Source organism: Streptomyces sp. SID14436 (assembly GCF_010548465.1).
Classification (GTDB): domain Bacteria; phylum Actinomycetota; class Actinomycetes; order Streptomycetales; family Streptomycetaceae; genus Streptomyces.
Genome location: NZ_JAAGMD010000415.1, coordinates 1 through 7,206, shown reverse-complemented (window position 1 = coordinate 7,206; position 7,206 = coordinate 1). Strand labels below are relative to the sequence as shown.

The following is a 7,206-nucleotide window of genomic DNA, read 5'->3' as shown; positions in this document are numbered from 1 at the left end:
GTCGCGTCCCTGGGCTGACGGGCGACCGCGGACCGGCACAGCGCCGGCACCGGCACCGGCACCGGCACCGGCGGGACGGTCAGTGCCGGGTGAGGAGAGCGACGGCCGCCGTGCCCACGCCGCCCGCCGCGACGACCACGGCGGCGGCCACGCACCGGGTCCGCAGCCGCCGGTACCGGTCCTCGTACTCCTGGCGCAGCTCCGCCACCCGGTCGCGGATCCGCAGCAGGTACGCCCGGGAGGCGGCGACCCGCTCGGCGGTGTAGACGCGTTCCACGTCCTCGCGCTGAGCGGTCGTCAGCCACGGCAGCTGCTCGGCGAAGGCACCCGCCCGCCGCCGGGCGTCCTCCATCTCCGCGGCCCACAGCAGGTGGCCCTCGAGCCGGACCAGACCGCGCGCGCTCTCCTGACTGGGGTCCACGGGCTCCTCCACGCTCCGGCCGGCGGGGTCAGCTGTGCTGGTCGCCGGGGGCCACGGTCTTGGAGGTGTCGGGGCGGTTGTCCGCCCAGTCCACCGCGGAGATCTGCGGGTGGTGCAGGTCGAAGGCGGGGGATTCGCTGCGCACCCGGGGCAGGGTGACGAAGTTGTGCCGCGGCGGCGGGCAGGAGGTGGCCCACTCCAGGGAGCGGCCGTAGCCCCACGGGTCGTCGACGCCGACCGGCTTGCCGTACTTGGCGGTCTTCCAGATGTTGTAGAAGAACGGCAGCAGCGACATGCCCAGCAGGAACGCGGCGATGGTGGAGGCCGTGTTCAGCGCCGTGAAGCCGTCGGCGGCGAGGTAGTCCGAGTAGCGGCGCGGCATGCCCTCGGCGCCCAGCCAGTGCTGGATCAGGAAGGTGCCGTGGAAACCGACGAACAGGGTCCAGAAGGTCATCTTGCCGAGCCGCTCGTCGAGCATCTTGCCGGTGAACTTGGGCCACCAGAAGTGGAAGCCGGAGAACATCGCGAACACCACGGTGCCGAAGACGACGTAGTGGAAGTGGGCGACCACGAAGTAGGAGTCGGTCACGTGGAAGTCCAGCGGCGGCGAGGCGAGGATGACGCCGGTCAGGCCGCCGAAGAGGAAGGTGACCAGGAAGCCCACCGACCACAGCATGGGTGTCTCGAAGCTCAATGACCCCCGCCACATGGTCCCTGTCCAGTTGAAGAATTTGACCCCGGTGGGAATGGCGATGAGGAAGGTCATGAACGAGAAGAACGGCAGCAACACCGCCCCGGTGGCGAACATGTGGTGCGCCCACACGGTGACCGACAGGCCCGCGATGGCGATGGTGGCCCCGATCAGACCGAGGTAGCCGAAGATCGGCTTGCGCGCGAAGACCGGGATGACCTCACTGACGATGCCGAAGAACGGCAGCGCGATGATGTAGACCTCGGGGTGACCGAAGAACCAGAACAGGTGCTGCCACAGCAGCGCCCCGCCGTTGCTCGCGTCGTAGACGTGCGCCCCGAACTTCCGGTCCACCTCCAGCGCGAGCAGTGCCGCCGCCAGCACCGGGAAGGCGAGCAGGACCAGGACACCGGTCAGCAGCACGTTCCAGGTGAAGATCGGCATGCGGAACATCGTCATGCCGGGCGCCCGCATGCAGATGATCGTGGTGATGAAGTTGACCGAGCCGAGGATGGTGCCGAAGCCCTGGAAGGCCAGGCCCATGATCCACAGGTCGGAGCCGAGGCCCGGGGAGCGGGTCGCTTCGGACAGCGGGGTGTAGCCCGTCCACCCGAAGCTGGCCGCGCCGTCCGGCGTGAGGAAGCCGGCCAGCGCGATGAGCGAGCCGAAGAGGAACAGCCAGTACGAGAACATGTTCAGCCGGGGGAACGCCACGTCGGGGGCCCCGATCTGCAGCGGCATGATCCAGTTCGCGAAGCCCACGAACAGCGGGGTGGCGAACATCAGCAGCATGACCGTGCCGTGCATCGTGAACATCTGGTTGTACTGCTCGTTCGACACGATCTGCAGGCCCGGCCGGGCCAGTTCGGCGCGCAGCACCAGCGCCATGATGCCGCCGATGACGAAGAACGAGAACGCGGTGGAGAGGTACAGCGTGCCGATCGTCTTGTGGTCGGTCGTGGTCAGCCACGAGACGACGATCGCGCCTGGCTTTCTGCTGCGGACCGGCAGCTCGTCCTCGTAGGACTCCGTGGACTCCTTGTCCAGTGAGCCCACCGTGCTCTCGTTCGCCACTGTTCCGCTCCTCGCTGAGGGCTCGGGATGGTTCCGGGAGGCAGCATGGCGCGACCGCTGCCGACTCTGGCAGAACTCGGGACGAAACGGCGCGTCGTGGCGCGCGTCCAGTTGACTGGCGTACTGCGTTCGGGTGAGGAGGGCTCTCGCGGGTGACGCCGGGCCGCCGCCGGGCGGGCCCGGGCCGGCCGCCGGTTCCGGTCAGCAGGCGCGGCGCCAGGGCCCGAGGTCGTACTTCTTGAGCAGCGAACTCAGGCCCAGGCGCCGGGACTCGGTACAGAAGCGGTCGGTGGGCAGCTCGTACTCGACGTGGAAGACGGCCTTGCCCGCCTCGACGAACGGGGTCAGCTCCGCGCACTCGCCGTACTGCGCGCACTGCTCGTTGACGGCGAAGTCGAAGTCGCCGACCAGCCGCGGGATCTGGTCCAGGTCGTTCTTCAGCCCCACCGACAGGCCGCGTTCGTGGGCGAGCCGGGCGATCAGCCGGTTGTAGCGGAGCTGGTCGGCCGCGGTGAGGGGGAAGCCGGTGCGGTTGCGGTAGCCGTCCATGTTGTCCGGTTCCACCGCGTCGAAGCCCTTGGCGCGGCACATGTCGAGGCGCTTGGCCATCAGCGGGCCGAGGACGTCGGTGCGGCGGATGTCGAGCCAGCGCTCGCCCTCCCAGCCGTTGCCGCGGCCGATCACGGAGGCGGGGAAGTCGCCGGCGTCCGGCCGGAAGTCCTCCCAGGCGCCGGTGGACAGGTAGCAGATGACCTTCCGGCCGTCGCGGTGCAGCGCCGCGACCGTGCCACGGGAGTGGTCGAAGCCGTCGATGTCGTAGACCGGCACGTCGACGGACATGTCCAGGCGCCCGCTGAGCTGCCACTGCCAGCCGGTGCCCGGCCGGGGCCGCCAGCGGTCGCCGTCCTCTCCCGCCGGGCGGCCGGGCGGCGCGGCGCAGCCCGCGAGCAGCAGCAGGAGCAGCACGACGGACAGGGTCGGTCGTCTCACCGGGGTCCTTCTCGTGGACGGGCGGCCGCGGGAGCGGCCGGCGGGGCGGGCCGGGGCGGGGAAAGCGGAGGGGACCGCAGGAATGAGCGAGCGTACATACGCGCGTAGTCTCGTCCCGGGTGTCCGCCGTACCGGGGAAGGCCCCGCCGTGACCGCGCCCTCGCGTCGCAACTAGGGTCGGCTGCCGGGCCCGGTCGACCCACACCATTCGGCCACAGCAACTTCACATCGGAAGCGAGAATTCACCACCGTGACTGCTCTCACTCTCAGCACCGCCGCGGTGCCCGGCCTGCGGGCCGACGCGATCGTGATCGGTGTCGCCAAGGGCACCGCGTCCGGGTCCGGGACGCCGGTCGTCGCACCGGGCGCCGAGGCCGTGGACCACGCGTACGACGGCGGGCTCGCCGGCGTCCTGGAGACGCTCGGCGCGTCCGGTGCCGAGGGCGAGGTGACGAAGCTCCCGGCGCCGTCCGGCTTCAAGGCCCCCCTCGTGGTGGCGGTGGGCCTGGGCGCCCAGCCCGAGAAGGACTCCGGTTACGCCCCGGACGCCCTGCGCAAGGCGGCCGGTGTCGCGGCCCGGGCCCTGGCGGGTGCCAAGAAGGCCGCCTTCGCCCTTCCCCTGACCGACGCGGCCGACGCCGGAGCGGTCGCCGAGGGCACGCTGCTCGGCGCGTACTCCTTCGACGCGTACAAGGACAAGGCCGGGGACGCCAAGGACAGCAAGAACGGCAAGAACGGCAAGGCGCCGCTCGCCGAGGCCGTCCTGCTCGGCGGCAAGCCCCGCGACCGGGCCTACAAGGCCGCCCTGGAGCGGGCCACCGCGGTCGCCGAGGAGCTCAACCGGGCGCGCGACCTGATCAACACCCCGCCCAACGACCTCGACCCGGAGGCCTTCGCGGCCGTCGCGCAGGCGGCGGCCAAGGAGCACGGCATCAAGGTGCAGGTGCTGGACGAGAAGGCCCTCACCAAGGGCGGCTACGGCGGCATCCTCGGCGTCGGCGCCGGTTCCGCCTCCGGTCCGCGGCTGGTGAAGCTGTCCTACACCTCCAGCAGGGCCAAGAAGCACCTCGCCTTCGTCGGCAAGGGCATCACCTACGACTCGGGCGGCATCTCCCTGAAGCCGGCCGGGCACAACGAGACGATGAAGTGCGACATGAGCGGTGCCGCCGCCGTGTTCGCCGCGGTCGTCGCCGCCGCCCGCCTGGGCCTCGACGTCAACGTCACCGGCTGGCTGGCACTGGCCGAGAACATGCCGTCCGGATCGGCGACCCGTCCCGGTGACGTGCTGCGCATGTACAGCGGCAAGACGGTGGAGGTGCTCAACACCGACGCCGAGGGCCGCCTGGTCCTGGCGGACGCCCTGTGGGCCGCCTCCCAGGAGAAGCCGGACGCCATCGTGGACGTGGCGACGCTGACCGGCGCGATGATGCTGGCGCTGGGCAACCGCACGTTCGGGATCATGGCCAACGACGACGCCTTCCGCACCGCGGTGCACGAGGCCGCCGAGGAGGTCGGCGAGCCGGCCTGGCCCATGCCGCTGCCCGAGCACCTGCGCAAGGGCATGGACTCCGCGACGGCGGACATCGCGAACATGGGCGAGCGGATGGGCGGCGGGCTGGTCGCCGGCCTGTTCCTGCGCGAGTTCGTCGGCGAGGGCATCACCTGGGCCCACCTCGACATCGCGGGCCCGGCGTTCAATGAGGGCGGCCCCTTCGGGTACACGCCCAAGGGCGGCACGGGCACGGCCGTCCGTACGCTGGTCCGGCTGGCGGAGCTGACCGCGTCCGGCGACCTGGCCTGATGTCCGGCCGCCGGGGCCTCGCGCGCGGGTAGAGCGAGGCCCCGGCGGCGGACGTGGGACGTCTCACACCACGGCCCCACGTCTCGAACGGGCTCGACAAGTGCGAGGATAGGGCTCGGCAGGACAGGGCCCCCACCGAAGGGCCGAGAACCAACAGCGGCCGCACACCAGCCGCCGACCGGTCACAGGAGACCGGCGTGGCGCACATGCATGGAGGACGTGACGTGGCGAACGACGCCAGCACCGTTTTCGACCTAGTGATCCTCGGCGGTGGCAGCGGTGGGTACGCCGCGGCCCTGCGCGGGGCTCAGCTGGGCCTGGACGTCGCCCTGATCGAGAAGGGCAAGGTCGGCGGTACCTGCCTGCACAACGGTTGCATCCCCACGAAGGCCCTGCTGCACGCGGGCGAGATCGCCGACCAGGCGCGCGAGAGCGAGCAGTTCGGTGTGAAGGCCACCTTCGAGGGCATCGACATGGCGGCCGTCAACAAGTACAAGGACGACGTGATCGCCGGCCTGTACAAGGGCCTGCAGGGGCTGATCGCCTCACGCAAGGTCACCTACATCGAGGGCGAGGGCCGGCTGTCCTCCCCGACCTCCGTCGACGTGAACGGCCAGCGGGTCGAGGGCCGCCACGTCCTCCTGGCGACCGGTTCGGTGCCGAAGTCGCTGCCCGGCCTGGAGATCGACGGCAACCGCATCCTCTCCTCGGACCACGCCCTCGTCATGGACCGCGTGCCGAAGTCCGCGATCGTGCTGGGCGGCGGCGTCATCGGCGTCGAGTTCGCCTCCGCGTGGAAGTCCTTCGGCACCGAGGTCACCATCATCGAGGGCCTCAAGCACCTCGTCCCGGTCGAGGACGAGAACAGCTCGAAGCTGCTGGAGCGCGCCTTCCGCAAGCGGGGCATCAAGTTCAACCTGGGCACCTTCTTCGAGAAGGCCGAGTACACCCAGGACGGCGTCAAGGTCACCCTCGCCGACGGCAAGGAGTTCGAGGCGGAGGTCCTGCTCGTCGCCATCGGCCGCGGCCCGGTCTCCCAGGGCCTGGGCTACGAGGAGGCCGGGGTCGCCATGGACCGCGGCTTCGTCCTGGTCGACGAGTACATGCGCACCAACGTCCCGACCGTCTCCGCCGTCGGTGACCTGGTCCCCACGCTCCAGCTCGCGCACGTCGGCTTCGCCGAGGGCATCCTGGTGGCGGAGCGTCTGGCCGGCCTGAAGACCGTTCCGATCGACTACGACGGTGTCCCGCGGGTGACGTACTGCCACCCGGAGGTCGCCTCCGTGGGTATCACCGAGGCCAAGGCCAAGGAGATCTACGGCGCGGACAAGGTCGTCGCCCTGAAGTACAACCTGGCGGGCAACGGGAAGAGCAAGATCCTCAAGACCGCGGGCGAGATCAAGCTGGTCCAGGTCAAGGACGGCGCCGTGGTCGGTGTCCACATGGTCGGCGACCGCATGGGCGAGCAGGTCGGCGAGGCCCAGCTGATCTACAACTGGGAGGCGCTGCCGGCCGAGGTGGCCCAGCTCGTGCACGCCCACCCGACGCAGAACGAGGCGCTCGGCGAGGCGCACCTGGCGCTGGCCGGCAAGCCCCTGCACTCCCACGACTGACGCCTTCCGTCTTCGGGCGCGACGACACAGACTTCCGCAATTTCGTAAGGAGCAACCGAAACCATGGCGGTTTCCGTAACCCTTCCGGCGCTCGGCGAGAGCGTCACCGAGGGCACTGTCACCCGGTGGCTGAAGGCCGAGGGCGAGCGCGTCGAGGCCGACGAGCCGCTGCTCGAGGTCTCCACCGACAAGGTCGACACCGAGATCCCGGCGCCCGCATCCGGCGTGCTGTCCTCCATCAAGGTCGCCGAGGACGAGACGGTCGAGGTCGGCGCCGAGCTGGCCCTGATCGACGACGGCAGCGGCGCGGCCGAGGCCGCCCCGGCGCCCGCGGCCGAGCAGGCCGCTCCCCCGGCCCCGGCCCCCGAGCCGCAGGCCCAGCCGTCCACCGAGCAGTCCGCCCCGGCCCCGGCTCCCACCGCCGAGGCCACGGCCGGCGGCGGCTCCGCCGAGGGCACGGACGTCGTCCTGCCCGCGCTCGGCGAGTCCGTCACCGAGGGCACCGTGACCCGCTGGCTGAAGTCGGTGGGTGACAGCGTCGAGGCCGACGAGCCGCTGCTGGAGGTGTCGACGGACAAGGTCGACACCGAGATCCCCGCCCCCGCGTCCGGCACCC

Annotated in this window: 6 protein-coding genes; 3 read left to right on the top strand and 3 right to left on the bottom strand. The window is 70.9% G+C overall.

Annotation, left to right across the window (positions count from 1 at the left end; genetic code table 11):
* Positions 1–79: 79 nt before the first annotated feature.
* From G3I53_RS14310 to G3I53_RS14300, 3 genes are all read right to left on the bottom strand, one after another.
* Positions 80–421, bottom strand: a complete 342-nt coding sequence (locus tag G3I53_RS14310) for a hypothetical protein (RefSeq protein ID WP_164334595.1) — start codon at positions 419–421, stop codon at positions 80–82.
* Positions 422–449: 28 nt separating this feature from the next.
* On the bottom strand, positions 450–2,186 hold the full coding sequence (ctaD, locus tag G3I53_RS14305; protein ID WP_343239694.1) for a cytochrome c oxidase subunit I: 1,737 nt from the start codon (positions 2,184–2,186) through the stop codon (positions 450–452).
* A gap of 201 nt (positions 2,187–2,387) precedes the next feature.
* Entirely contained in the window at positions 2,388–3,176 is a 789-nt protein-coding gene (locus G3I53_RS14300) for an endo alpha-1,4 polygalactosaminidase (protein WP_164336980.1), read from the bottom strand.
* 250 nt (positions 3,177–3,426) lie between these two features.
* Between G3I53_RS14300 and G3I53_RS14295 the strand changes: the two genes are divergently transcribed.
* The 3 genes from G3I53_RS14295 to G3I53_RS14285 all read left to right on the top strand — a co-directional run.
* Positions 3,427–4,977: a leucyl aminopeptidase gene (locus tag G3I53_RS14295; RefSeq protein WP_164336982.1), complete on the top strand. Its 1,551-nt coding sequence runs from the start codon at positions 3,427–3,429 to the stop codon at positions 4,975–4,977.
* Between the two features lie 224 nt (positions 4,978–5,201).
* Positions 5,202–6,590 carry a dihydrolipoyl dehydrogenase gene (lpdA, locus tag G3I53_RS14290; protein ID WP_164336984.1) on the top strand — a complete coding sequence of 463 codons (1,389 nt, stop codon included), beginning with the start codon at positions 5,202–5,204 and terminating at the stop codon, positions 6,588–6,590.
* A gap of 63 nt (positions 6,591–6,653) precedes the next feature.
* The coding region (locus tag G3I53_RS14285; protein ID WP_343240619.1) for a biotin/lipoyl-containing protein at positions 6,654–7,206 on the top strand (553 nt) is incomplete at its 3' end.